The sequence below is a fragment of the Vibrio sp. YT-16 genome, from assembly GCF_033337405.1.
Taxonomy (GTDB): Bacteria; Pseudomonadota; Gammaproteobacteria; order Enterobacterales; family Vibrionaceae; genus Vibrio; species Vibrio alginolyticus.
Window position 1 is genome coordinate 94132 of the sequence record NZ_JAWOQQ010000001.1, and the last position, 22975, is coordinate 117106.

Below are 22975 nucleotides of genomic sequence, written 5' to 3' on the forward strand. Positions count from 1 at the left end.
GCACTTGGCACATAAGAAATTTAGGAGAGGAAATATGGAAGCAATCATCAACCCTATTATTACCAAACTGTACGAGCAAGAATCGCTTACTCAGGAAGAGAGCCAACAGCTATTCGACATCATTATCCGTGGTGAACTAGATCCAATTTTGATGGCGTCAGCGCTGACTGCACTAAAAATCAAAGGCGAAACGCCAGACGAAATTGCAGGCGCGGCAAAAGCACTGCTGGCAAACGCAAACCCATTCCCTCGTCCAGATTATGATTTCGCGGATATCGTAGGTACTGGCGGCGACGGTCACAACACCATCAACATTTCAACCACTGCGGCGTTTGTTGCTGCAGCATGTGGTCTAAAAGTAGCGAAACACGGTAACCGCAGCGTTTCAAGCAAATCGGGGTCTTCTGACCTTCTTGATTCATTTGGTATCAACCTAGCTATGAGCGCAGAAGATACGCGCAAAGCGGTAGACGATATCGGTGTTGCTTTCCTATTTGCACCTCAATACCACGGTGGTGTGCGCCATGCGATGCCAGTGCGTCAAACCATGAAAACACGCACCATCTTTAACATTCTTGGCCCACTGATTAACCCTGCTCGTCCTAACATCGAATTGATGGGCGTTTACAGTGAAGAACTGGTTCGTCCTATCGCAGAAACCATGCTACAAATGGGTATGAAGCGCGCCGCTGTAGTACACGGCAGTGGTTTGGACGAAGTAGCAATTCACGGTGAAACAACCGTTGCCGAAATCAAAGACGGTAAGATCACAGAATACAAATTAACGCCTGCAGACTTCGGTCTAGAAGCGCACCCACTAGAAGCAATCAAAGGTGGCGATCCTGAAGAAAACAAAGCGATCATTACCAATATTCTGACGGGTAAAGGGACAGACGCACAATTGGGCGCAGTGGCAGTAAACGTTGCTCTGCTAATGCGTCTATTCGGCCACGAAGATTTAAAAGCCAACACGCAACAAGCGATTGAGGCAATGAATTCAGGCAAGGCGTACCAATTGGTACAACAACTTGCCGCACACGCTTAAGGAATTGAAGAAGATGACTGACTTCAACACTCAGCAAGCTGACAACCTGTCTGAACACGTTTCTAAGAAAGAAGCAGAAATGGCAGAAGTACTGGCGAAAATTGTCCGCGACAAATATCAGTGGGTAGCAGACCGTAAGATGTCTCAACCGCTAAGCACATTTCAGTCTGATTTGCTGCCATCGGACCGCAGCTTCTACGATGCTCTGAGTGGCGAAAAGACGGCATTCATCACAGAATGTAAGAAGGCATCTCCTTCTAAAGGTTTGATTCGTGATCACTTCGACTTGGATTACATTGCGTCGGTTTACAACAACCACGCAGATGCAATTTCAGTCCTAACAGACGAAAAGTACTTCCAAGGTAACTTTGACTTTCTTCCTCAAGTGCGCGGTCAAGTCAAACAACCGGTTCTGTGCAAAGACTTCATGGTAGATACCTACCAAGTTTACCTAGCACGTCATTACAGTGCTGATGCCGTGCTACTGATGCTTTCTGTCCTTAATGACGAAGAGTACAAAGCGCTAGAGGAAGCGGCGCACAGCCTGAACATGGGTATCTTGACCGAAGTCAGCAACGAAGAAGAGCTTCATCGTGCAGTTAAGCTAGGCGCACGCGTTATCGGCATTAATAACCGTAACCTTCGCGACCTAAGTACTGATTTGAATCGTACTAAAGAACTGGCACCGACAATTCGCGAACTGGCTCCTAACGCAACAGTAATCTCAGAATCTGGCATTTATACGCATCAACAAGTTCGTGATTTAGCGGAATACGCAGACGGCTTCTTGATTGGTAGTTCACTGATGGCAGAAGACAACTTGGAACTTGCTGTACGTAAAGTGACCTTAGGCGAAAACAAAGTGTGTGGCTTAACGCATCCAGATGACGCAGCAAAAGCATATCAAGCTGGCGCGGTATTTGGTGGCCTGATTTTTGTCGAGAAGTCGAAGCGTGCGGTTGACCTTGAAGGTGCTCGCCTAACCATGAGCGGTGCTCCACTGAACTACGTGGGCGTTTTCCAAAATCACGATATCGATTTTGTTGCTTCTGTCGTGACCTCTTTGGGTTTAAAAGCGGTGCAACTGCACGGTCAAGAAGACCAAGCTTACGTAAACCAACTTAAAGCCGAACTGCCAGCAGCGGTAGAAATTTGGAAAGCTTACGGCGTGACTGATGCCAAGCCAGAACTGCTTTCGGACAACATTGACCGTCACCTATTAGATGCGCAAGTTGGCACTCAAACAGGTGGAACCGGACAAGTGTTCGACTGGTCACTGATCGGCGACCCAAGTCAAATTATGCTAGCGGGCGGACTGTCGCCAGAAAATGCTCAACAAGCAGCGACACTAGGTTGCTTGGGATTAGATTTAAACTCTGGTGTAGAAAGCGCACCAGGCAAAAAAGATTCACAGAAGTTGCTTGCGGCATTCAGCGCCATTCGCAACTACTAAAGCTGGATATCAGCTAAAAAATTTAAAGCTATTCGTAGCGAAAAATACGAGAAGGAATATAACGATGGCAAAACTGAATGCCTACTTTGGCGAATACGGCGGTCAGTACGTTCCGCAAATTCTAGTTCCAGCACTGGAGCAACTAGAGCAAGCGTTTATCGACGCGCAAGAAGATCCAGAATTCCGCAGTGAGTTCATGACCCTTCTTCAAGAGTATGCGGGCCGTCCAACGGCTTTGACTCTAACTCGTAACCTAACCAAAGGTACGAAAACCAAACTGTACCTAAAACGTGAAGACCTACTTCACGGTGGCGCGCACAAGACCAACCAAGTGTTGGGTCAAGCGCTGCTTGCAAAACGCATGGGTAAAAACGAAATCATCGCAGAAACAGGCGCAGGCCAACACGGTGTAGCAACTGCACTAGCGTGTGCGCTGCTTGGCCTTAAGTGTCGCGTTTACATGGGTGCAAAAGACGTTGAGCGTCAAAGCCCGAACGTATTCCGTATGAAACTAATGGGCGCAGAAGTTATCCCTGTCCACTCGGGCTCTGCGACACTTAAAGATGCATGTAACGAAGCGCTACGCGACTGGTCTGCAACTTATGAAGACGCGCACTACCTACTAGGTACAGCGGCAGGTCCTCACCCATTCCCAACGATCGTGCGTGACTTCCAACGCATGATTGGTGAAGAAACGAAGAATCAGATTTTGGCACGTGAAGGTCGTCTTCCTGATGCGGTTATCGCATGTGTGGGCGGTGGTTCAAACGCGATTGGTATGTTTGCTGACTTTATCGAAGAAGAAAGCGTTCGCCTAATTGGTGTAGAACCTGCGGGTAAAGGCATCGATACAGACCAACATGGTGCACCACTTAAGCACGGTAAAACAGGCATCTTCTTCGGTATGAAAGCGCCATTGATGCAAGATCCAAACGGTCAAGTAGAAGAGTCTTACTCGGTATCTGCTGGCCTTGATTTCCCTTCAGTTGGCCCACAACACGCACACCTAAACGCAATTGGCCGTGCTGAATACGACAACGTGACAGACGATGAAGCACTAGAAGCATTCCAAGAGATTGCACGCCATGAAGGCATCATCCCTGCTCTTGAATCTTCTCACGCCGTGGCACACGCACTACGTATGGCACGTGAGAATCCAGAAAAAGAGCAATTGTTGGTTGTTAACCTATCAGGTCGTGGTGATAAAGATATCTTCACTGTACATGCCATCCTAGAAGAAAAAGGAGCAATCTAATGAGCCGTTATGAGAAGATGTTTGCGCGCCTAAACGAAAAGAACCAAGGCGCATTTGTACCGTTCGTAACGGTTTGCGATCCAAACGCCGAGCAGTCTTACAAAATCATGGAAACACTGGTTGAGTCTGGTGCAGATGCCCTTGAACTTGGTATTCCATTCTCAGATCCGCTAGCCGATGGCCCAACCATCCAAGGCGCTAACATTCGCGCGTTAGACTCAGGCGCAACACCAGATATCTGCTTTGAGCAAATTGGTAAGATCCGTGCTAAATACCCAGAGTTACCTATTGGTCTTCTTATGTACGCGAACCTTGTTTACTCTCGTGGTATCGAGAACTTCTATGAGCGTTGTGCAAAAGCAGGCATCGATTCTGTTTTGATTGCAGACGTACCAACTAATGAAAGTGCTGAATTTGTTGCTGCTGCAGAAAAGTTTGGTATTCACCCAATCTTCATCGCACCACCAACGGCAAGTGATGAAACACTGAAGCAAGTATCAGAGTTGGGTGGCGGCTACACTTACCTACTCTCTCGTGCAGGTGTTACTGGCGCAGAAACCAAAGCAAACATGCCTGTAGGTCATATGCTCGATAGACTGAACCAATTTGATGCACCACCAGCGCTACTTGGTTTTGGCATCTCTGAGCCTGCACAGGTGAAACAAGCACTAGAATCTGGTGCGGCTGGTGCAATTTCTGGTTCAGCCGTGGTAAAAATCATTGAAGCGAACGTTGAGCAGCCACAAATTATGCTCGACAAGCTAGGTGAATTCGTTTCTGCAATGAAAGCTGCCACTCAAAAATAATTTCAGTTTGATATGACATAACAACGCCCGCTTAACATTATGTTTAGTGGGCGTTTTCTTACTATCGCGTTTATACCACGTCATTTTTTGTTCAACGCCCGCACTTTCCAAATCTATCTCAAGCAGAGCACTCAAAGAGTGTTAAGCTTGGGTAACTTAACTAACTCAATAAAGCAATGTGCAGTAAGGTTGCTACATGGAAGAAGTCAAAACACTGCTAGCCAAATGTCCTGTACTATCAGGGCTGCCAGATAAAGGGCTTAGTGAAGCAGCGCAAATGACTAAGGTTCGCTGCTTCGACGAAAAAGCACTGATTTGCAATAAAGGTGCGCTTCAATCTTCTCTTATGGTCATAGCTCAAGGTGCAGTGAGAGTGAACTCAATTAGTTCAAAAGGCAAAGAAGTCACACTGATGATTTTCGAAGATGGTGGCTGGTTTGGAGACAATGTTTTTTCTCCCGGCATGCCTCGTATTTTTGGTGCGACCGCGCATTCGGACGTGACTGTAATGGAGCTTCCTGGAGATAAATTTCGCCAATTACTCGCCAAATACCCTCAAAGTTACCCCACTATACTCGACTTACTTAGCCGCCGCTTGTGGTCTGCTATTTCTGTTATCGAAGATGACGCGATTAGAGGAATTGAAGAACGAGTCGCCAAAAGGTTGCTGCTACTTGCTGAATACCAACTTAATCAAGCGATCGATACTCGACCATGCGTTGTCAGGGTAACAAGAGAACATATCGCTAACATGATGGGGCTAACTCGTCAGAGCGTACACAAGATACTAAAACGATTAGAAAGTATTGGGATGCTAGAGCTAAACTATGGCTCAGTAACCATTACCAATCCGAAACGCTTAGAAGAATACTTTAAAGAACTCGAGCAATAGATCCATTCAACAAACGGTAAGTATTGTCTAACGATAGCTAAAAACCTTATGCATCTAATTGGTCAAGAGCACAACACCATTTGCGCTTAGGCAAGTGGCGCTGTGACACAAAAACCATTGAATTAACTAAGCTATATTCAATTCAGATTTCAACTCACGTTTCAAAATCTTTCCTGTCGCACTCATCGGGAGGTGTTCACGAATTTCGACATAACGAGGATATTTAAACGAGGCTAATTGCTCTTTACCCCACTTTTGTAATGAATCGGCGTCAATGTATTCTTTTGGTTTAAGTACAACGTAGGCTTTTATCTCTTCGCCATACTCTTCATTTGGAATCCCTATCACCGCGACCATTGAAACGGCAGGATGAGTCATGAAAACTTCTTCAATTTCTCTGGGATAAACATTAAATCCACCTCGAATGATCAGATCTTTCATTCTATCGACAATAAATAAATTACCTGAACTGTCAAAGCGGCCCACATCACCAGTATGGAACCAACCATTTTGTAGCGCAGATTCAGTAACTTCTGGGCGGTCAAGATATCCCTTCATAACATTATGACCACGCACAACAATCTCACCTTCTTCGCCTATCGGTAGTGCATTGCCTTCAATGTCGATAACTCTTACTTCGACGCCTTGAACCGGTTGACCTACCGAGCCTGGTATTCGCTCCTGATCTAAATGATTAAAACATGCAATAGGACTTGTCTCCGACAACCCGTATCCTTCTAAGATCGGCACATTAAATGTTTCTTCAAAGGTTCGAAAGATTTCGGTTGGTAATGGCGCACCACCGCTTACTGCAACACGCAATGACGAGGTATCAAATTGATGCTGCACATGAAGCAGACCGATGTACATCGTTGGCACACCAGCAAATATCGTCACCCTATGTTTTTCCACCAGCTCAAGAACATGTTTAGGCTCAAACCTAGGCACTAACACCAATGTTGCCCCGCCCAAAACACTAGCATTTAAGTGGACGGTTTGACCAAATGTATGAAATAAAGGCAAAGTTACTAAGTGAATATCATCGGCCTGGCTGCCCATAATGTTTTGTGCCACCAGAGCGTTCATTATGATGTTCTGCTGAGTCAGTTCAGCGCCTTTTGGTAAGCCTGTCGTCCCTGATGTATACAAAATCACACATGTATCATCCGCATTACGCGGTATATAATCCGGCAACGGTTGGACATCGGCTATAAACGCATTGAGAGTTATTACACCATTCCAATAGCTTTCATCTTGAGATTGAGTCAATACGACTATGCCTTCGCATGTATCGACTTGTTCAAAGGCTTTGACACCCTCTTTTGCCATTGGCAGTTCTTTCGTCCCTTCAAAGCAGAAATAAAACTTCGCTTTTGAATCTTCTAAGTGATACTTAATTTCTCGCGCTTTCAAAAGCACATTTAATGGGACTGCAACCGCGCCAGCTTTTTGTATTGCATAATAAACAAACGCGAAAAAAGGAATGTTTGGGCATGAAATCGCAACGCGGTCACCTGGCTTTACGCCTTTATTGATTAAAGACGCTGCGATCTTGCCGGCGATCGCATCAAACTGCGCATAATTTATCTTTTCAGTGCCACATATCAACGCCGTTTTATCTGGTTTACTCGCAGCATTTCTTTGTAACGCAGCAGCAAGATTCATCATAGTCTCTTCACCTCTTACTTGTCTTTCTCGTCTAATCAGCTCAGGAGCATTAACTAAGCAAGTTATCTCTAACACTGGATCGTCAGCATTTGAGTCTCACCAGTCATTACAATTTAACATTATGTTTACAACGCAATTAGAGCCAAGAATGTAAAGCAATTAACATTTCAGAAGGCAAATTAATAAAAGTGTGAGCTTGAAAGAGATGAATTGTTATAAATATCAACCCAAGTCACTAAAAACTCTGACTGCAATAGCAAATACAAAAGCGGTTAAAATTAACAAAAAGAAAACAAATAAAGAAAAATAAACTTGAACAATCCTAAGCGCGACCCTTATAAGAAAAATCAATAGCAAACGTTTGCTATTGAACAAAACTTTATCGTTCGTCAATAAAATATCGATTAATCCATCAATAATACCTTGCTGCATATTGCCAATTGTAAACGATAAGTGTAAAAAGCAAGGCGAGATAATTATCCGTAAATCCATTTATGGTTAGTGGGTAATTTTAGGATTTTACATTTTATTAGCACAGAGGTTATGGAAGTGTTAAAAGAAAAGAGTTTGCTAAACAACATTGGCGTACAAGTCGTAATCGCCATGATCGTGGGCACAGCCGTTGGTGCCATGATGGGTCATGATGCGACAGTGTTCGCTCCTTTAGGTGCTATCTTTATCAACTTAATCAAAATGTTGGTTATTCCTTTGGTCGCTGTAGCCTTGATTTCTGGCGCCGCTGGTCTTGGGAACAGCCAGTCAGCAGGTAAAGTTGGCATCGTCACTCTAGGTTATTTTGGTTTAACATCCGCCCTAGCCGTTGCGCTTGCACTATTTATGGGTGAAGTATTCCAACCAGGCATGGGTATCGACGTCTCTGGCGTTGAAGGCATGTTCTCAGCAGAATACGCTTCAAAAGGTGAACTACCTACTTTCTGGGCAACCATCACTGGTATGATCCCAACCAACGTTTTCCAATCACTAAATGAAGCAAACATCCTACAGATCCTCGTTTTCTGTATGTTCTTTGGTATTGCGATTTCTAAGCAAGCAAAAGAGCGTCGTGAACCAATCATCAATGGTGTTAACTGCATCGTTGACGCAATGGTTTGGATGATCAACAAAGTAATGATCATTGCACCTATCGGTGTATTTGGTCTGATGGCAGAAGCCGTCGGTACGTTCGGTTTTGGTGCACTAATGGTGGTGTTTAAACTGTTCGTTGTTTACGTTGCCGCCATCCTAATCTTCGGTTTCGTTGTTTACCCAGCAATGGTGCATGTTTTCACGAAGACATCTGCGAAGAAATTCCTGTCTTCAATGAAGAAACCGCAAGCAGTTGCGCTTTCAACAGCGTCTTCTATGGCAACACTGCCTGTTACAATGGACACCTGTGAAAAAGAGCTGGGCGTAAAAAATTCAACTGCATCATTTGTTCTGCCTCTAGGCGCAACGATCAACATGTCAGGTAATGCGATTTACTATGGCTTGGTTGCTATCTTCTTTGCTCAACTGTTCAATATCGATCTAGGCATGGGCGCTTACATTGCAATTATCGTAACGTCTACATTGGGTGCGGTTGGTCAAGCGGGTGTTCCTGGCCCTTCTTTCCTAGTGGTTGCCGTGCTTCTTGCCGCTGGCATTCCAATTGAAGGTCTACCGCTGCTATTCGCTCTTGACCGTATTTTCGATATGATTCGTACAGCACTGAACATCACAGGTGATGCTGCATGTGCAGTTATCGTTGATGCGCTAATTGAAGAAGAAACGGCAGAAGCTGAGCTAAAAAAGCAAGAAGCCTAACCCTTTCTTGAATAGACCAAAAACCGCTCATAATGAGCGGTTTTTTTGTCTTTTCTTGCATTACGTAACTATACAAATAGAAACCGATGGCATAAATTTTTCAAAATGATATAAACCATTACAAAATATAACAAAACGTTAGAGCTAGGTTATATCATGAGTCTTGAGCAATCTTTGGAATATCTCACCAAAATAAATTTGCCGATCGAATCAAAGCAGCAGGCCCTGGTTGACTCAGTTATTCTTACCCTAACGAAACAAAAACGAGATGCTCTTTTTCAACAGGTTGCTCTGTATCGAATAAAACTGCTTAAATCTCTCTTTCCTAAACACGCATCAAAAAGTCTTTCTGCACTATTTGAGTTAATGGATTATCGAGATTTAGTGCAACAGTATCCGACAGGTTTCTCCAAAGAGATTCGTTTACTTGAACAACTTGCCGCAGATTGTTACCCGCATTGGATGGTTTTCTGGTGTCAATGCGAGATCGAAGCAATCAAGCAAAAATATCCTTCAAACGAAGCTGCGATTCCTACTCCGCTTCCGTTTGACGACCACAGCTATACTAGCGTGTTAATTGAAGATATCGCAGATTGCGATCTTGAGGTAATGCTGCCAAATCATGCAGCGTTAATGCCGATTTCCGAAGCGATCACACTGAGTAATCTTGAGCTTTTCGTCCAAACTGAACAATGGTTTGAAATCTTGCCTCTTTTATCACTCTCGCAAAAAGGGCAGCACTTTGCCCTCTTGCTCAAATCGTCATCTTCACCAATCATGGTCTCCTCCGCTTTAGTGCAAAGCTGGCATCAACGAAATAACTGGCTCAGTTACTCACCACAGTTTAGTAACGAACAATGGCAGTTTTGCTTTCCTAATCATGGGTACAGTGTTCTCAATCAACTGGGTATTTTGGAGTGTCGTGCTCTAACTCATGAGCACACTCTTATTGAGTTTGATGCTCAGTTTCAATCTCGTGTAAAGAACAGTGAAGCGGTTTGCGAAGTACTGCGTCTTACGGTGGGAGGCAACATTCAACAAAAGCTGTATTTTTTGTATCTGGCGCAAAAAACTATGATGAGCGAGCTCTATAAAGCAGGCTATAAGCTCGGCTTTACCATTATTGAGCAAGTATTTATGTTAAATTTCTATCAATCTATTGATTTAAGTGCCTACTTTCACTCAGGATACCGCGACATTAACGGTGACGGTACCAAGACATACCGCGGTTTCTGGAATTTAGGTATGATGGTTGAAGCATTTCAAGACATACAATTTCGCGACTACAAACATTGCGTACGAACAAAAAGAATGGATAAAAAGGTGAATGAGCATGCTTGATGTTCATTTGCACGGTCTCTTTTACCCAAAAGCAATGGCATTGTACGCGACTGTACTAATAGTATTCGCTTGGCTACTGTATTACTGCTATCGCCTAAAACAGAAGAGTGAATCAATCTTAGGCTCGCATCACGCGCCTTACATCGCTTATTCCAGCTGTATCATTATTTGGATAAGCAGCAACGCCTATTTCCATACCGATTTATTGCCAGAATTAGGCTCTGTTGGTGGCATTTTTATGGCTAAGTTAGCGAACTTAGCGTCTTTTTTCGCCTTTGCGTTTGCATTCTATTTTTCTTGCCAGTTAACCGCAGATGTAAAAAAAACAGCGGTCAAAGTCTGGCAAAAAGTCGTCTTTGTCGCACTAGCAACGTATTCACTGTACATCAACTTAGTGCCGAATCTTACTGTCGAAAATGTCACCATTAGTGGTCCAAGCCTGTTCGTCATTGAATTTGGCCCACATACCTCATATTTTTTCATTAGTTTGCTAGCTTTCGTGGTACTAACGCTGCTTAACTTGATTGCCATGCGCGCGAACAGCAGCAAGCTCACGCTAGCAAAAAGCAACTATATGATCGCTGGCATTTTGGTATTCATGTTATCTACGGCAGTGATACACCTTGGAATGACGTATTTCCTTGGCGACTTCTCCCTAACTTGGTTACCACCAGCACTTTCAATCAGCGAAATGTTGTTTGTGGGCTATGCCCTACTTACCTCTCGCTTCTACAGCGCTAAATATCTCACGTACTTAACGGTAAGCGCGCTCTTAGTCTGCGCCATTTTTGTTCTGCCGCTAGGGGCGATATTTATTCCGATCTCTGAAGATAACCAATGGCTTGTTGCGGTACCTTTATGTGCGCTTATCGGTATCACTTGGCACTTGCTTTTTAAGCGAGTCAGTCATTACGCTTCGTATTTTATTTATGGGAAACGACACACTCCCGTTCAGCAAATCCTTGGGTTAGAGGAAGAGTTTAAACGCTCAATAGATGATGCTATGCGTCAGTTGGCATCGTTACTTAACATACCAAACAACAAGCTACAGCTAGTCACTAGCAATTACACAGAAACGTTTTACGAAGAGTACCTGCCGTCAAGCAAGTCAGTTCTCGTGCTTGATGAGTTGTCTGAAGAAATTGATTATGCCTCCTCTTCTAAAGGGTCGATGAGAAAGCTCTACGAGCGTATGCGCTCAAGCAATACTGCGCTCGTTATGCCTCTCTTCGGTCGTGGAAAGTCTGTTACTCACTTACTAATTTCTTCACATAAAATAGATAATAAGCTGTTTTCTAATGAAGAAATCTCAGCTCTGCAAACGTTATTAGTTCGCATCCAGAGCACCATTGAAGCCGATAGAAAGGTACGCCAAAGCCGTGCGCTGGCTAACTCCATTGCACATGAAATGCGTAACCCTCTCGCTCAAGTACAATTACAATTTGAAGCTTTAAAACAGCATATAGAGTCAAACGCCTCACTGGATACGCTAAAAAGAGAAATTGATAAAGGTGAAGCCGCTATACAACGCGGTCGACAACTTATCGATATTATTTTACGAGAAGTTAGCGACAGCTCACCAGAGCATGAGCCTTTAGCTCTCACTTCCATACATAAAGCCATCGACCAAGCAGTAAGCCGTTATGGTTTTGAAAACGATCAAATAATAGAGAGAATTAACCTGCCACAGGCACACGATTTTGTCGCGAAGTTAAATGAGACCCTGTTTAACTTTGTCATTTTCAATTTGATTCGTAACGCTATCTACTATTTTGATTCTTATCCCGACAGTCAAATTGAGATTCGTACCCAGACGGGGGCTTACGAAAACATTCTGATCTTCCGAGATAGTGGGCCAGGTATATGTAGCAGTATCTTACACAAGATATTTGATGACTTTTTCTCGTATCAAAAAAGCGGAGGCAGTGGCTTAGGTTTGGGCTATTGCCAACGTGTTATGCGCTCCTTCGGAGGACGAATAGAGTGCCAGTCTGAATTGAACGAGTTCACAGAATTCTACTTGTATTTCCCAGTCGTACCAAACGCACCAAAACCAGAGACATTAAGAGCACCGGACTTTGATAGCTGGAAAGCAACTGCATCACATTCTGAAAATCATTCAGCTCAACACGTACAAGTATCTATAGATGCACCAACAGTGCTCATTGTTGATGACAAAGAGGTGCAACGCACCTTGGTACAGATGTATTTAAAAAGGCTGGGAGTCAACAGCTTACAAGCAAATAATGGAGCCTCTGCGGTAGAACTATTCCACTCTCACAAGATTGATCTCGTTCTTATGGATGTCCAAATGCCGGTAATGAATGGATTTGACGCAAGCCAACGGATTAAGCAAATCACATCCTCCGTTCCAATCATTGCCTTATCTGGTGAGTCTGGAGCTAGAGAGTTGGAGCTAATTTCGAAACTCATGGATGACAGACTCGAAAAGCCCACCACGTTAAATGCACTTCAAGTCGTCATCCAAAGATGGCTACAGAACGAGAATTTTGCACCTTCCAACACTTTTTAATTTGCAAATATAGAACTGGCACTAGATGTGCATTATTGGAGTAAATCGAATTATCCAGAAGGTCAAGCAGGCTGCAAATGAGTAGCGTATGAGCTTGATAAGGAGATCGCCATGTTACTTCATCGACATACATACTACGGCTTGATTCATCATGGAATCAAAACACTGTTACTTGATCGCTTAGGCCACTATACAGAAGAAGAGTATCATCAATATCTGAGCCTGATGACTGGTAAATCCACTTGCTTCACGATGTCTCTCGAAGAGCTAGAAGCAACGGTCGATAACTTACTACGGGAAGGCTATTTAGAAGATGTAAAAACGCTTATTTCCCAATATCAACGTGTTGCTTAAGGTTTAAAACTCTCAACTTTATTGCCGCCTCATCGCGGCAATTTTTATTCCTTCCATTTGCTGTTTCGACGTGGAAGAAGCTTGCGGGCTGTACGATATACTAAGCGTTACTATTCTTACCTTAACTTCCTCAGTATTCACATCTTGTCAGATTCCGTTAGACTGTCTTCAATTCAATAATTAGGTAGATTTTGCCATCATGAAGCAGATCCTAGACTTTATACCACTCATCGTTTTCTTCGCTTTATACAAGCTGTACGACATCTACGTGGCGACAGGTGCACTGATCGCAGCAACAGCCATTCAGCTTGTCGTCACCTATGCGCTATATAAGAAAGTCGAAAAGATACAGCTAATAACATTTGTTATCGTCACTATCTTCGGCGGCATGACCCTTTTCTTCCACGACGACAATTTTATAAAGTGGAAAGTCACCATCATTTACGCGATTCTGGCGATTGGCTTAGCAGTGAGCCACGCATTGGGAAAATCAGCCATCAAAGGTATGCTAGGCAAGGAAATTACGTTACCTGACGCTGTTTGGGCAAAGATTAACTGGGCTTGGGTTGGCTTCTTCTCATTCTTCGCTGGCCTAAACATTTATATTGCTTACGAATTGCCGTTGGATGTTTGGGTTAACTTCAAAGTATTTGGAATGTTGATCGCGACATTTGCCTACATGATTGCGACTGGCTTTTACATTTATAAACACATGCCAAAAGAACAAAAAAATAACTCATCCGATGTGTCCACTGATGATTAAAAACTCAGTTTTGCTATAATCCGCGACTTCACAGCGACCTTAGGGTCGCTGTTTTGCTCCATGTATCAGTAAACCGCTCAAACAACGTACCGTTTTCAGACCATTCTTGCTGCTGTAAATCAACTTTCTCTGGTCCGGTATCTGCGGTTTTTTAAGGACCTTTGGTTCTAGGTATTTACTATGTTGGCGCTTAGTTTGAGCGCCTTTAAGATTTAGGATGTCACAATGAGTCAAGAAATTAGCTCTCCGAAAGGTCAAATGCTGCTTCGTACCCTTGCAATGCCTGCAGATACAAACGCCAATGGCGATATTTTTGGCGGTTGGATAATGTCTCAGCTCGACTTAGCGGGCGCGATTCTGGCAAAAGAGATCTCTTGTGGTCGCGTTGTCACCGTTTCGGTATCAAGCATTACGTTCAAAAAACCTGTTGGTGTGGGCGATGTCGTATGCTGCTACGGCGAATGCACTAAGATCGGCCGCACATCCATGAGTGTCGATTTGGAAGTATGGGTCAAACCCGTCAAAGCTCACGGTGTTGGCGAACGCTTCATGGTTTGTGATGCGACCTTCAACTACGTAGCCATTGACAGTGAAGGTAAACCACGTCCGGTTCAGAATTAGTCAACCTACAACGCTAACAGTTAGAAAGGATCTCACATTTTCTGTTGTTCACTTGTGAGAGACACAAAAAAGGCGTTAAATTAACACTTTACCCTACCAATTAAGGAACTATGCTATGTGGTATGTCATCTTTTCACAGGACGTTGAGAACTCGTTGGAAAAACGCATGAGCGTTCGCCCACAACACTTGGATCGCTTACAAAAGCTACAAGACGAAGGCCGCCTTCTTACAGCTGGTCCGATGCCTGCGATAGATTCTGACAATCCTGGTGAAGCTGGATTTACGGGCTCAACTGTCATCGCTGAATTCGCCTCTCTAGAGGATGCTAAAGCGTGGGCAGAAGCCGATCCTTATGTAGCGGCTGGTGTTTACGATCATGTAATCGTGAAACCGTTCAAAAAAGTGTTTTAATTTATGAAAAAATTACTGTGTCTTTTCTTGGTATTTGGTGCTCTGGCTGGCTGTTCATCAACCGATGATAAGCAGCGCCAACTTGAGCTTATGGCATCAAACCGAGCAGGAGTTTTGTCTGCTGGTCTCCCTTTAGAGTACGGTCCACTGCAAATAATGCGTGTCTCATCCAACAAAAATGTTGTAGAGATGATGATGATTTATAACGATGGCGCACTCGGTGCAAAGCCGTTAAATCAAGTACTGAATACCAGTATCTATACCTACTGCAGCAACCCAGAAGTTCGCAAGCAAATTGATATGGGCTTGATGTATCGTATTAAGGTACGTAATTCTCGCGGTCAGTTGATGGCAGATGAGTTGGTTTCCGCACAGACTTGTACTCAGGTGAAGTAGCTACAGTAATTTTTGTTGCTTTCGGCACGAGACGATGATTCGCTATTATTGAATAATCTGAAAACGAAAGTTAACAATTAAGAATAGAAAAACGGAGACTACAGTCTCCGTTTTTATTTGCTGTAACGATGTGTTACGCCAGCTCAGCACGGAGCTTCTTCGCCGCTGAAACCAGATTTGCCAATGCGGCTTCTGTCTCCTTCCAGTTTCGTGTTTTCAGACCACAATCTGGGTTTACCCACAAACGTTGAGCCGGAATTTTTTCTGCCGCTTTCTTGATTAAACCTTCAATCCATTCTTCCGTAGGAATGTTTGGTGAGTGAATGTCATAAACACCAGGGCCAATTTCGTTCGGGTAATTGAACTCTTCAAATGCTTTCAGCAGCTCCATATTTGAGCGAGATGTTTCAATGGTAATGACGTCCGCATCGAGTGCCGCAACCGAATCAATGATTTCATTGAACTCGCTGTAACACATATGAGTGTGAATCTGAGTTTCTGGTTTTGCACTTGCCGCAGAGACCTTAAACGCATTTACGGCCCATTCTAAGTACGCTTTGTGATCGCGTTTTTTGAGTGGTAAACCTTCTCGAATGGCTGGCTCATCAATTTGAATGATATTGATGCCTGCATCTTGCAGGTCAGACACCTCATCACGTAGTGCCAAAGCAAGTTGCTGCGCAATTTCTTGACGTGTGATGTCTTCACGTGGGAACGTCCAACATAAAATCGTTACTGGTCCAGTCAACATGCCTTTCATCTGTTTGCTGGTTAGCGACTGGGCGTACGTCGACCATTCAACTGTGATCGGTTTTTCACGTTCAATGTCAGCAACTACAATGGCAGGTTTCACACAGCGAGAACCATAACTCTGTACCCAACCAAATTTGGTCGTTTGAAAACCCGCCAAGTTCTCAGCGAAGTATTCCACCATGTCGTTACGCTCTGCTTCACCATGAACTAGCACATCTAGGTCGAGCGCCTCTTGACGTTTTACTGCGTCAGCAATATGTCCTTTAAGTGCTTGGATATATTCAGACTCAGATAATTGACCTGTACGATAAGCGCTGCGCTGCACCCGGATTTCACCCGTTTGAGGAAAAGAGCCGATTGTCGTTGTTGGCAACAAAGGCAAGCCCAATACTTCAGCTTGATGCGCAGCACGCTCTGCATAAGGTGCGCTGCGCTCGGCAAGTGACGCGGTAATGTTGTTTAAACGCGCTTGTACTTGAGGTTTATTCACATGTGTTGCTGTCTTGCGCGCTTTGATTGGCTGGCTATAGGTATCACAAGCGAGAATCGCATTTTGGTCACCATCGAGCGCTCGGCCAAGCAAGGCGACTTCTGCCACTTTTTGTTTTGCAAAGGCAAACCAACTTTTTACTTCTTCGCTCAGTTCTGTTTCCAGTGCTAAATCAACAGGGCTATGTAGCAGAGAACATGAACTGGCAACCCAAAGTTTGTCGCCCAGTTTCTCTTTGACTGGCTGTAGACTCTCGAGTTGGGCACTTAAATCTGAACGCCACACGTTACGACCATTCACAACGCCGGCAGAAAGCACCCACCCCTCCGGTAACTTGGCAACCACATCGTCAAGCTGCTGAGGGACGGCAGATAAATCGATATGCAAACCATCCACCGGTAGCTCTACAATTTTGTCTAGCGTATCGCTTACGGAGTCAAAGTACGTCGTTAGCAGCACTTTTACATCGCTTCGAATCACTTGGTAGGCTAGCTTAAACGAATCAGCCCATTTGCTTTCTAGCTCCAGTGACAAAATTGGCTCATCAATCTGAACCCACTCAACACCTTGACTTGCTAGCTTTGCCAAAATAGCTTGGTAAGCAGTAAGTAAGCGTGGTAGCAGGGTTAAGCGGTCAAACCCTTCTTCGACCTCTTTGCCCAAGTAAAGGTAACTGACTGGGCCAAGCAAAACAGGCTTCACTTGGTGGCCAGCTTGAAGCGCTTCGTTGACTTCTTCAAACAGTTGCGGCCAGCTCACTTCAAACGTATCGTCCTTGCTGAACTCAGGGACAATGTAATGGTAGTTTGTGTTGAACCATTTGGTCATATCCGATGCCGCAGCGCCCGCACAGCTGCAACCCGCCTGAGATTGACCGCGACCCACTTTAAACAACGTATCCAGGTTAGGGAAACCATCAGCGTGACGCTTTGGCACATGACCCAATAGCAACGTGGTCGTCAGTACATGATCGTACCAAGCGAAGTCGCCAGCGGTGGCAAAACTCAGACCAGCATCCGTTTGTGTTTGCCAGTTTTTGGCGCGTAGATCTGCCCCAACCTTTTTAAGCTCAGCTTGATCAATTTCTCCTCGCCAGTATTTCTCCTGAGCGAATTTTAATTCTCTTTTTTCACCAATGCGTGGATAACCTAGTATGTGAGTCGTTGTCGCCATGTCCCTATTCCTTTCTCAATTTTGTTCAATTTGTTTGGGTCAGAGCATCTTTCGGTAAATAATAAGATGTCTGGATGGCTAAACTATCGCTCTCATCTGATATTAGAACAACGTCCATTTATTCAACTTGTTTATTAAAAAAATTCATCATGAAGCGACATGATTCGCAAATAAAAACAACAAATAGACGTCTAGACGTTTACATATCCATTTTTTGTCGTTAAGTTATTTACACGATTGCTATTCTGTTCATAGCGAGCAACAAAGGATGAAAGGAATTCATGATAGAGCTAAAACATTTGCGGACACTCACTTCGCTTCGAGACACTGGCTCTCTAACGGCGACAGCGACCGCTTTGCATCTCACTCAGTCGGCACTGTCTCATCAGATCAAAGATTTGGAGGCGCGAATTGGAGGGCAACTGTTCCTGAGAAAGACTCGTCCGGTGAAGTTCACTTCAGAGGGAGAAATCCTATTGCGTCTTGCAGAAGATATCCTTCCGAAACTCGCAAGAGCAGAAAATGATTTAGCGAGCTTGAAAGAGGACGTCAATGGCCGATTACATATGGCCATTGAATGTCACTCTTGCTTCCAATGGCTAATGCCTGCACTTAGGGAGTACCAACTTGCTTGGCCTAGCGTAACATTGGACTTTTCCTCTGGTTTTGGCTTTGAACCACTCCCAGCTCTATTGGCAGGCGAACTCGATCTCGTTATTACTTCCGATATCCAACCTCGATCTGAAGTCCACTACGAGCCTCTATTCGACTTTGAAATGCGTTTAATTACCGCAACCAACCACCCATTGGCGGAAAAAGAAATTATTGATCCGCAAGATCTCGCAGATCAAACCATGCTCTCTTATCCGGTTCAAAAACAAAGGCTAGACGTCGTAAAACACTTTCTTCAGCCAGCAGGAATAGAACCTGCGAAATGGAAGCAAGCCGACAACACTCTCATGTTAGTTCAGATGGTCTCTGCTGGATTAGGGGTGGCGGCACTACCCAATTGGGCGATTTCTGAATTTTCTCGCCAAGGTCTTATTACCAGTAAACCTTTCGGCCAAGGCTTATGGCGTCGCTTGTTTGCTGCAACGCGTCACTCAGAGAAAGAAAAGCGTTACTTACAAGCTTTTTTCGCAACCGCGAGGCTACAATGTAAAAGCCACCTTGACGGAATCAAGGTGGCTTAAAAGATTTGGGTTATGAAAGGCTTAGCGTTGATATGCTTTAAATTGGTTAGTCAATGGATCGTACTGATAACCGAGCATATCAAGCTTGCCGACTACAGACTCTACATCCATCTCATACACTGATACTAACTCGTCAAAACTGTCGCACTCTAAACGTAGCTTTTCGTTGACGATACCTAGCAAAATAGTGCTGTCCAGATTACCTACATTGCTTAAATCCATCGCGACTCTCCTCTTCGACAAGGTATATAAACAAGCGTAGTAGTAATCACGCGAATTTAAAGTGAGTGCGATCTAAAACGTGATCACCTTATACCCAAGCACCAAGAAAGCACTTGGATATAAGCTGTCTAGCTTTGTCTTTAGAATAGAGGTTAAGCCGCGAGAGAGAATAAACCTTGCAGGCTCGTCATCGACGCGAGTGCTAGCAACAAGGCAACGCTCAGTTGCACCTTTTCTGGTTTCTTATGCGTAAAAATATGCCAACACCACACAATAATTGAAGAAATTAGCATAGCTAAAGACAGCAAGATCGGCTGTGTCGCAGCGTTTAGTGTGGCTTCATTTAACTGATAAGAAGCAAACAACGTTGCGATGACTAATAGCATTCCAGACACAATGCCCGTAACTGGTAAAATACGGTGAAATGCCTGTAATCTGCTGCGAGCTATCGTAAGCAGCAATTGAGAAAATGACGCCCCAAGGAAAAATATCATTAGCGCCATCGCTATCGATGCTGGCCAGCTTGATTGCTCAAATACTTGAATACTCACATACGCAAAGGCCAAACCATTCGCTAAATGCATCGCCCATAGTGGCCCTTTTTCACGCGTTTTCTTGGTTTGAACCTGAGAATAGAAGTAGAAAATAGCAAACACGATCATAAATGCTTCAATGCGAAGTGACGCAACAGCGAGCCACAATACAGCTACTGCAGGCAACATTTTATGAAGACGTCCTCGCTGACCAGGACAAATATCGCCCTTGATTAGAAGCAAAGTCAGTAGCGCTTGTGCGCCAAATAGCATCGGAGGGAAAGTAACCAGCAATTGTTGAATCATGTTGAATGCACGCTCAAAAGTCATTTTGGGGGGGCGATAATATCAAATCAACTATCGCCAAACCACCGAAAGTCGGCCCCCAAATGAGCTAAAACGGTAAGACAATTTTATTCACAGAGAAGCAAGATACTTCAACGCGTCTTCCTGCGTTAAAACTCCACGGTACTCTTCTTTGGTATTACACAATACCCAAGGGAAACGAATGCCGGTTTTAACCAACTCTCGAATAACAGAGACAGGTAAATCCTCATCAACCAACACAAATTCGGTGCTCATTATCTGATTAACAGGACGTTTCCAAATTCTGCTTTCTCGTTCAGTTTCTCGCTCTGTGCCCATCGAGGGCGTTAGGTGTAAATTCACCGTCTCTTTCGTAATTAACCCAACACAACGATTTTCATTGAGAACAACTAAAGGCAAGCTTGGATTCAAATTCATGTACTCCACTGCCAAGGAGAGCGGTTCTCCAGGGTCCATAGACCTGACTTGTTCATGGCTCAAAGATTGCAACACATCACTTTGCTTAGACTCAATCGCGATGTCAGAGAACAGATGCTCATAACTGTCCGCTTTATCCATCAAATCGACAGGCACGGCAGCAGAAAATAGAAAGCCCTGCATGTAATCGACACCGATTTCTGCCAATACTTGAAGTTCTTGCTTAGATTCCACGCCTTCAGCAACCACTTTTACATTCATTTGCTGTGCAAGCTCGGTGACCATTTTCACAATGTTATAGCTGGTGCTCCCTTTATGAATGTTCTTGATGAATTTTCGGTCTATTTTCAGTAAATCAAACTGCCCTTTTTCTAGATAAGAAAAAGAAGAATACCCAGTACCGAAGTCATCAATCGCGATCTCAATGCCCTCTTTCCGCACTTCCTCTAGAGCTCGAGTATGCTCCTCATCTTGTTCAAAATACGCGGTTTCTGTTAGCTCGATAGTTACTCGCTTAGGGTCTACACCACTGGCTTTAATCAAATCATGCGACCGCTGAAGGATCTGAAGAGAATCCAATTTCGTATTGAGGGAGCGATTGATGGTCACGCCCACTTCCTCGCCATAAATTTCTTGTAAGCGCGGAAAGTGCTTCAACGCAGCTTGGCAGACCACATCATCAAGTGCCGCTATGAGTTCTAGATCTTCAATAATAGCGATCATCTTCTGCGTACAATACGCATCATTTTCATCATAGAAGCGTGCGAGGGCCTCGAACTTAACCACTCTTCCGGTTTGAACGTCGATGATCGGTTGAAAGTAAACGTCCACTAGTCCACTCTCTATTTGCGCCTCCAAAAACGCCTCGAGATGTTGGCGCTTCACTAATTCAGAGTGAAGTTCACTGTCGTAAAAGTTGAAATAGCTGCCTTCACCGGAAATAGAGGACAACATCGCTTGCGCTGCATGTGCTAGCGCTTGTCTTGGTCGGTTCGTATCATAGCCAAGGATTGACACACCAGTTTGGCCTTTAACGATAGTGGCATGCATTTTTGTGCCCATTTCATTTCTAAGCTCATTAAAGAATCCTTTCATGGCAATTTGGATCAAACGAACCGGGCTCAACCATTGACAATGAGGGGTCTGCAAGCATACGACAAACACGTCCCGAGATAACTGCCCCGCAATACTGGTGTAGCGACTTCGCATAATAAAATCTGCAAAACCTAATTGCTGTTCAAGCAAGTATCTCTCCGAAAACTTGGGTCTGAGTGTCATAACAATGTTGAGTTCTTTATTTCTGCTTTCATTCGCTAAGTTAGCTAATTGGAGTTCAAATTCTTTCCTCGTTGGTAAAAAGGCAGCCCAATCATGCTGTTGTTCACAACGATTTTTCATCCACAACAACGAAGCAGAAATATCCGTAGAAAATCCGAGATAAAGAATTCGTCCAGAGTGAAACGTAAGTCGGTAAATACAAAGATGATGAGCTTGGTTGCTACCATTTGCTGTTTTGCTCAGCAAGTTACCACACCAACATCCTTCATCATTAATTTGCTGCCACAGCTGCTCATAAAACGCTTGGCTATGGTGAGAGGTACTGAATATATGAGTTTTAAGCCCAACCAGATCTCGGTTTTGATAGCCCATTTGTAACTCAAAGGCACGGTTACAACCTAAGATGCGCGTATCTTCATCGGCAACTAAAACGCCTACATTTGGCAAATCAAAAATCGTTTCGAGGATTTTCGCTAACTCCTCGCAACCAGTGATTGTTAATTGTGGAATGATAGTGCCTTGGATAATGCGCTTATTGAGCCTTTCAAAACTAATAGTAACGTGCACTAAGTTAACGTTTTTTAGCATCATGCAACAAGAAAACCGCCCCCGTCCGCCAAAGAGTTCCACTTCTAGAATTCGTTGTTTTAGAGTTTCTTGTTGCCCCATCAGCATATGATCAAACAAGTTATTTAGGCTGGTTACTGGCGTACTTATCCCAAATGCCTTTGCCATTCCTTGCTGATCACATTCGAACTCGCGAGTATCAATATCGTAAGACCACTCTATAACAGGAGTTAGACTGGAAGTCGTTTGCATTTTTGGATGCACTGTTGTCGTAGATTCACTCATACCCTAGCCCCTTTTTTTGTAATTAGCCCAAGGCTCAAAATTCACAGTCAATTCGCGACATTCCAGTTGGGACCTGCCGATCCTCTTTATAGATGGATTGTGTCAACGATAAGCCTATCGACTTAGAACTATTTCCAGAGCAGCTCAGCCTTTTGCATTTAATATGCACTAATTTGATTATAGGCTTTACCCCATATAAGCACACCATTGCTTATACTTTGTATTAAGATTGCGACATTTTTCATGAACCGATCTATAACCATGAGGCTTTCAAGGTGAAATTAGACAGAAAATCGCCGATAGAGCATTGATATTTTTACAAACCAAATAAAACTCGATGAACTAAGCTGGAATAGATGAGTTTGTTATAGATACCTGATAATCAAATCGCTATA

The 22975-nt window shown here is 44.0% G+C and carries 19 protein-coding genes; 14 read left to right on the forward strand and 5 right to left on the reverse strand.

Annotated elements, in window-relative coordinates:
• Nucleotides 1-34 precede the first annotated feature (34 nt).
• The 5 genes from trpD (at nt 35) to R7F07_RS00450 (ending at nt 5451) form a co-directional block, all read left to right on the forward strand.
• Nucleotides 35-1045, forward strand: coding sequence for an anthranilate phosphoribosyltransferase (gene trpD, locus R7F07_RS00430; protein ID WP_017635721.1), 1011 nt, complete (start codon nt 35-37; stop codon nt 1043-1045).
• 13 nt (nt 1046-1058) lie between these two features.
• Nucleotides 1059-2498 (forward strand): bifunctional indole-3-glycerol-phosphate synthase TrpC/phosphoribosylanthranilate isomerase TrpF, encoded by a 1440-nt coding sequence (gene trpCF / locus R7F07_RS00435; RefSeq protein WP_171343051.1) that lies wholly within the window; start codon nt 1059-1061, stop codon nt 2496-2498.
• 64 nt (nt 2499-2562) lie between these two features.
• Nucleotides 2563-3753 (forward strand): tryptophan synthase subunit beta, encoded by a 1191-nt coding sequence (gene trpB / locus R7F07_RS00440; protein WP_005376781.1) that lies wholly within the window; start codon nt 2563-2565, stop codon nt 3751-3753.
• Complete coding sequence (gene trpA, locus R7F07_RS00445) at nt 3753-4559, forward strand: tryptophan synthase subunit alpha (RefSeq protein WP_005376778.1); 807 nt, start codon at nt 3753-3755, stop codon at nt 4557-4559. The genes trpB and trpA overlap by 1 nt, the downstream gene beginning before the upstream one ends.
• Nucleotides 4560-4755: 196 nt before the next feature.
• Entirely contained in the window at nt 4756-5451 is a 696-nt protein-coding gene (locus tag R7F07_RS00450; RefSeq protein WP_171343050.1) for a Crp/Fnr family transcriptional regulator, read from the forward strand.
• 126 nt (nt 5452-5577) lie between these two features.
• Here the strand turns inward: R7F07_RS00450 and R7F07_RS00455 are convergent, their stop codons facing one another.
• Entirely contained in the window at nt 5578-7119 is a 1542-nt protein-coding gene (locus R7F07_RS00455) for a long-chain-fatty-acid--CoA ligase (RefSeq protein ID WP_054577046.1), read from the reverse strand.
• Nucleotides 7120-7662: 543 nt separating this feature from the next.
• On the opposite strand from R7F07_RS00455, the gene R7F07_RS00460 reads away from it, so the two are divergent.
• From R7F07_RS00460 to R7F07_RS00495, 8 genes are all read left to right on the forward strand, one after another.
• Nucleotides 7663-8922: a dicarboxylate/amino acid:cation symporter gene (locus R7F07_RS00460; protein ID WP_005376774.1), complete on the forward strand. Its 1260-nt coding sequence runs from the start codon at nt 7663-7665 to the stop codon at nt 8920-8922.
• 156 nt (nt 8923-9078) lie between these two features.
• Nucleotides 9079-10263: an acyl-homoserine-lactone synthase gene (locus R7F07_RS00465; RefSeq protein ID WP_054730548.1), complete on the forward strand. Its 1185-nt coding sequence runs from the start codon at nt 9079-9081 to the stop codon at nt 10261-10263.
• Complete coding sequence (locus tag R7F07_RS00470; protein ID WP_171343049.1) at nt 10256-12796, forward strand: hybrid sensor histidine kinase/response regulator; 2541 nt, start codon at nt 10256-10258, stop codon at nt 12794-12796. The genes R7F07_RS00465 and R7F07_RS00470 overlap by 8 nt, the downstream gene beginning before the upstream one ends.
• Before the next feature lie 111 nt (nt 12797-12907).
• Nucleotides 12908-13150, forward strand: coding sequence for a hypothetical protein (locus tag R7F07_RS00475; protein ID WP_005376770.1), 243 nt, complete (start codon nt 12908-12910; stop codon nt 13148-13150).
• Between the two features lie 199 nt (nt 13151-13349).
• Nucleotides 13350-13913, forward strand: coding sequence for a septation protein A (locus R7F07_RS00480; protein WP_064368603.1), 564 nt, complete (start codon nt 13350-13352; stop codon nt 13911-13913).
• Nucleotides 13914-14138: 225 nt separating this feature from the next.
• The gene (yciA, locus tag R7F07_RS00485; RefSeq protein WP_005376768.1) at nt 14139-14534 is read left to right on the forward strand and encodes an acyl-CoA thioester hydrolase YciA; all 396 of its coding nucleotides are present in this window, start codon (nt 14139-14141) and stop codon (nt 14532-14534) included.
• Nucleotides 14535-14649: 115 nt separating this feature from the next.
• Nucleotides 14650-14946 (forward strand): YciI family protein, encoded by a 297-nt coding sequence (locus tag R7F07_RS00490; protein WP_005386727.1) that lies wholly within the window; start codon nt 14650-14652, stop codon nt 14944-14946.
• 3 nt (nt 14947-14949) lie between these two features.
• On the forward strand, nt 14950-15342 hold the full coding sequence (locus R7F07_RS00495) for a GspS/AspS pilotin family protein (protein WP_005376765.1): 393 nt from the start codon (nt 14950-14952) through the stop codon (nt 15340-15342).
• A gap of 133 nt (nt 15343-15475) precedes the next feature.
• Here R7F07_RS00495 and metE read toward each other — a convergent pair whose 3' ends face one another.
• Nucleotides 15476-17758 (reverse strand): 5-methyltetrahydropteroyltriglutamate--homocysteine S-methyltransferase, encoded by a 2283-nt coding sequence (gene metE / locus R7F07_RS00500; RefSeq protein ID WP_053306592.1) that lies wholly within the window; start codon nt 17756-17758, stop codon nt 15476-15478.
• 281 nt (nt 17759-18039) lie between these two features.
• Between metE and metR the strand changes: the two genes are divergently transcribed.
• A complete protein-coding gene (metR, locus tag R7F07_RS00505; RefSeq protein WP_005376763.1) occupies nt 18040-18951 on the forward strand; it encodes an HTH-type transcriptional regulator MetR in 912 nt (303 codons plus the stop codon).
• Nucleotides 18952-18972: 21 nt separating this feature from the next.
• Here the strand turns inward: metR and R7F07_RS00510 are convergent, their stop codons facing one another.
• The 3 genes from R7F07_RS00510 to R7F07_RS00520 form a co-directional block, all read right to left on the reverse strand.
• A complete protein-coding gene (locus R7F07_RS00510; RefSeq protein WP_005376762.1) occupies nt 18973-19173 on the reverse strand; it encodes a DUF4250 domain-containing protein in 201 nt (66 codons plus the stop codon).
• Nucleotides 19174-19325: 152 nt separating this feature from the next.
• Nucleotides 19326-20036 carry a hypothetical protein gene (locus tag R7F07_RS00515; protein WP_005389354.1) on the reverse strand — a complete coding sequence of 237 codons (711 nt, stop codon included), beginning with the start codon at nt 20034-20036 and terminating at the stop codon, nt 19326-19328.
• 87 nt (nt 20037-20123) lie between these two features.
• Nucleotides 20124-22580, reverse strand: a complete 2457-nt coding sequence (locus R7F07_RS00520; RefSeq protein WP_171343048.1) for an EAL domain-containing protein — start codon at nt 22578-22580, stop codon at nt 20124-20126.
• Nucleotides 22581-22975: the final 395 nt, after the last annotated feature.

Excerpts from the sequence above, each read along its gene's own strand:
- trpD (WP_017635721.1), top strand. The coding sequence starts at position 35 with ATGGAAGCAATCATCAACCCTATTATTACCAAACTGTACGAGCAAGAA.
- trpCF (WP_171343051.1), top strand. The coding sequence starts at position 1,059 with ATGACTGACTTCAACACTCAGCAAGCTGACAACCTGTCTGAACACGTT.
- trpB (WP_005376781.1), top strand. The coding sequence starts at position 2,563 with ATGGCAAAACTGAATGCCTACTTTGGCGAATACGGCGGTCAGTACGTT.
- trpA (WP_005376778.1), top strand. The coding sequence starts at position 3,753 with ATGAGCCGTTATGAGAAGATGTTTGCGCGCCTAAACGAAAAGAACCAA.
- R7F07_RS00450 (WP_171343050.1), top strand. The coding sequence starts at position 4,756 with ATGGAAGAAGTCAAAACACTGCTAGCCAAATGTCCTGTACTATCAGGG.
- R7F07_RS00455 (WP_054577046.1), bottom strand. The coding sequence starts at position 7,119 with ATGATGAATCTTGCTGCTGCGTTACAAAGAAATGCTGCGAGTAAACCA.
- R7F07_RS00460 (WP_005376774.1), top strand. The coding sequence starts at position 7,663 with ATGGAAGTGTTAAAAGAAAAGAGTTTGCTAAACAACATTGGCGTACAA.
- R7F07_RS00465 (WP_054730548.1), top strand. The coding sequence starts at position 9,079 with ATGAGTCTTGAGCAATCTTTGGAATATCTCACCAAAATAAATTTGCCG.
- R7F07_RS00470 (WP_171343049.1), top strand. The coding sequence starts at position 10,256 with ATGCTTGATGTTCATTTGCACGGTCTCTTTTACCCAAAAGCAATGGCA.
- R7F07_RS00475 (WP_005376770.1), top strand. The coding sequence starts at position 12,908 with ATGTTACTTCATCGACATACATACTACGGCTTGATTCATCATGGAATC.
- R7F07_RS00480 (WP_064368603.1), top strand. The coding sequence starts at position 13,350 with ATGAAGCAGATCCTAGACTTTATACCACTCATCGTTTTCTTCGCTTTA.
- yciA (WP_005376768.1), top strand. The coding sequence starts at position 14,139 with ATGAGTCAAGAAATTAGCTCTCCGAAAGGTCAAATGCTGCTTCGTACC.
- R7F07_RS00490 (WP_005386727.1), top strand. The coding sequence starts at position 14,650 with ATGTGGTATGTCATCTTTTCACAGGACGTTGAGAACTCGTTGGAAAAA.
- R7F07_RS00495 (WP_005376765.1), top strand. The coding sequence starts at position 14,950 with ATGAAAAAATTACTGTGTCTTTTCTTGGTATTTGGTGCTCTGGCTGGC.
- metE (WP_053306592.1), bottom strand. The coding sequence starts at position 17,758 with ATGGCGACAACGACTCACATACTAGGTTATCCACGCATTGGTGAAAAA.
- metR (WP_005376763.1), top strand. The coding sequence starts at position 18,040 with ATGATAGAGCTAAAACATTTGCGGACACTCACTTCGCTTCGAGACACT.
- R7F07_RS00510 (WP_005376762.1), bottom strand. The coding sequence starts at position 19,173 with ATGGATTTAAGCAATGTAGGTAATCTGGACAGCACTATTTTGCTAGGT.
- R7F07_RS00515 (WP_005389354.1), bottom strand. The coding sequence starts at position 20,036 with ATGACTTTTGAGCGTGCATTCAACATGATTCAACAATTGCTGGTTACT.
- R7F07_RS00520 (WP_171343048.1), bottom strand. The coding sequence starts at position 22,580 with ATGAGTGAATCTACGACAACAGTGCATCCAAAAATGCAAACGACTTCC.